3 protein-coding genes are annotated in these 2,596 nt (G+C 67.3%); all 3 read left to right on the top strand.

Annotated elements, in window-relative coordinates:
* Window positions 1–225, top strand: a 225-nt coding sequence (locus tag AC1DYI_RS32310) for a hypothetical protein (RefSeq protein ID WP_477208204.1), incomplete at its 5' end; no start/stop codon positions are given.
* A gap of 21 nt (window positions 226–246) precedes the next feature.
* Entirely contained in the window at window positions 247–1,602 is a 1,356-nt protein-coding gene (locus AC1DYI_RS32315; protein ID WP_477208205.1) for a GGDEF domain-containing protein, read from the top strand.
* Between the two features lie 20 nt (window positions 1,603–1,622).
* Window positions 1,623–2,363 (top strand): substrate-binding periplasmic protein, encoded by a 741-nt coding sequence (locus AC1DYI_RS32320; protein ID WP_477208206.1) that lies wholly within the window; start codon window positions 1,623–1,625, stop codon window positions 2,361–2,363.
* Window positions 2,364–2,596 lie beyond the last annotated feature (233 nt).

Below are 2,596 nucleotides of genomic sequence, written 5' to 3' on the forward strand. Positions count from 1 at the left end.
GTACCTGACCCGCCAGGCCGGTGGTACCTGACCCGCCAGGCCGGTGACGACCCCGAAACCCATCTGGTGCGCGTGCTGTCGCTGCCCGACCTGGCCAACGACGACGGCTTGAACATGGCCTTCAGCTCGAAGACACCCGACGCAACGGTCGAGCGTTTCCGCAAGGGGCTGGAAACCATCCGCCGCAACGGCACCTACGACGCCATCAAGAAAAAGTGGCTGTGAGGCCGCTCGCCACCTGAGCACGTGTCCAACCAACTCGAAGCCGGCCTCAGCAGCCCGCCCACCCTGACCCCACCTGCGCCGCGCGCCGGCTCGCTGGGCCGTCGGCTGGTGATCGCAACGCTGGCCTTCGGCATCGTGTTCACGATGGCCGCCGCGGCAATGCGAACCTGGCAAGCCTGGCAAGCCAACCTGGCGTCGATGACCGCCGAGCTGACGCTGATCGACCAGGTCTTCCAGCGCACCTTGTCCAAAGCCATCTGGGAGATGGACCGCGACGCCCTTCGCACCCAGCTCGACAGCGCGGCCCAGGTGGCCTCGGTCGGGCGGGTCGAGTTGCGCGTGCAGCAATCTGGCCGCGCGCCCGAGGTGCTCGAATCGCGCCGCCCGGGCCAGTCGGTATCGCCGATGACACCGACCATCACCCGCGAGCTGACCTACGAGCCGTATCCGGGCGCCAGCGAGGTGGTGGGCCAGCTGACGCTCGTCGGCGACGAACGCGTGCTGCGCGAGCGTTTGCGCGGCGAGGTGCTGGACATCGTGCTGACCCAGCTGGTGCAGTCGCTGCTGCTGGCCGGGCTGATCATGTGGCTGTTCAACAGCTCGGTCACAGTGCATGTGCGCTACATCGCGCGTCACCTCGAAGAATTGACACCGGCAACACTGGGCCACTCGCTCAAGCTGGCCCGGCAATCACGGCGCGGCGACGAGCTGACGCTGCTCGAGACCGGCGTCAACGACCTGCAGCACAAGCTCTCGACCTACCTCGAACGGCAGAAGCAGGACGAGCGCGACCTGGCCGCCCACCGCGACCGCCTGGCCGAGCTGGTCGACGAGCAGACCACCGAGCTGCGAGCCGCCAACAAGCGGCTCGAAGAGCAGTCGCGCTCCGATCCGTTGACCGGCCTGGCCAACCGCCGCCACTTCGACGAGCTGAAGGACATCGAATTCCGTCGCGCCCAGCGCCTGAGCCAGCCGCTGACCGTGCTGATGTGCGACGTCGATTTCTTCAAGCGCTACAACGACGCATACGGCCACGCCCAGGGCGACCGCTGCCTGCAGCTGGTGGCCGAAGCGCTGAAAGACAACTTCGCCCGCGCCGGCGAGGTCGTGGCCCGCATCGGTGGCGAAGAGTTCGCGGTACTGCTGCCCGGCATCGACGCAGCGCAGGCCCGCACCGCGGCCGAGCGCCTGCGCCGCCGCATGGAGGCCCTGGCAATTGCGCACCGCGACTCGGCGGTCAGCGCCTGCGTCACGCTGAGCATCGGCCTGGCGCAGTTCGACCCGGCGACGATGGACCACTTCGACCTGCTGCTGCACCAGGCCGACCAGGCGCTTTACCGGGCCAAGAGCCAAGGCCGCGACCAGATTTCCGAATGATTCGACGACTGAGGTGCCCGATGCAGTTTCGCTCCTTGTTCGCGCCCGTGATGGCGCTGGCTGCGGCACTCGCCTGCGCCAACGCTCAGGCCGACGGCATCAAGGTCGTCACCGAGGATTCTTCGTACACCTACCTGCGTGACGGCAAGGTCACCGGCCCGGCGACCGAGATCGTCGAGGCGACGATGAAGCGCGCCGGCTTGACTGACTACAAGGTGGCGCTCTACCCCTGGGCGCGCGCCTACGACCTGGCGCTGCAAGAGCCGAACGTGCTGATCTTCCTGATCGCCCGCACCCAGGGCCGTGAAGCCCAATTCAAGTGGGCGGGCGAGTTCATGCGCATCGAGTACCACCTGTACAAGCTGCGCGACCGCGACGACGTGGTGGTGCACAACCTGCAAGACGCCAAAGCCTACGCAGTAGGCGTGATGCGCGACGACGTGCGTCAGCAGTACCTGCAGTCGCGCGGCTTCGACAAGCTCGTCGTCTCGGCCCGCAACACCGACAGCCTGCGCATGCTGCTGGATCGCAAGGTACAGCTGCTGCCGCTGCCCGACAACGACGTGATCCGCTTCTGCAAAGAGGCGAACGTCGACCCGAAGGCGCTGGAGAAGGTGCTGACGCTCAACGAGATGACCACCGGCATCTACATGGCCTACAGCCGCAGCACGCCGGACGAGACCGTCACCCGTACCCGCAACGCGTTCGACCACATCAAGGCCGAAGGCATGGTGGCGCGGTTGATGAGCGCCAAGCCGTGACCTGAAGCGTCGACGCCGACAGGCAGCGTTCGCTGGTCGGTCTGTGCGCTGATTCCTATTCCAAGTCGTGGCGGCAGGCGGCGGCGGTGCCCCCGTTCTCCGGCCCACGCTCGCGGGGCACCGTCGCGCCGTGCGACAGACAGCCGCATCAACACCGTGGCGCCATAGCCAGGTGGTGGCGACCGCGAATGGGGCCTGCGCCCGGAGGCACCACCACCACCCTGCAAGCACCG

It is taken from the genome of Ideonella sp. P3_A4, assembly GCF_056403075.1.

Bases quoted from the DNA above. Each gene is read 5' to 3' on its own strand.
- AC1DYI_RS32320 (WP_477208206.1), top strand. From the start codon at position 1,623: ATGCAGTTTCGCTCCTTGTTCGCGCCCGTGATGGCGCTGGCTGCGGCA.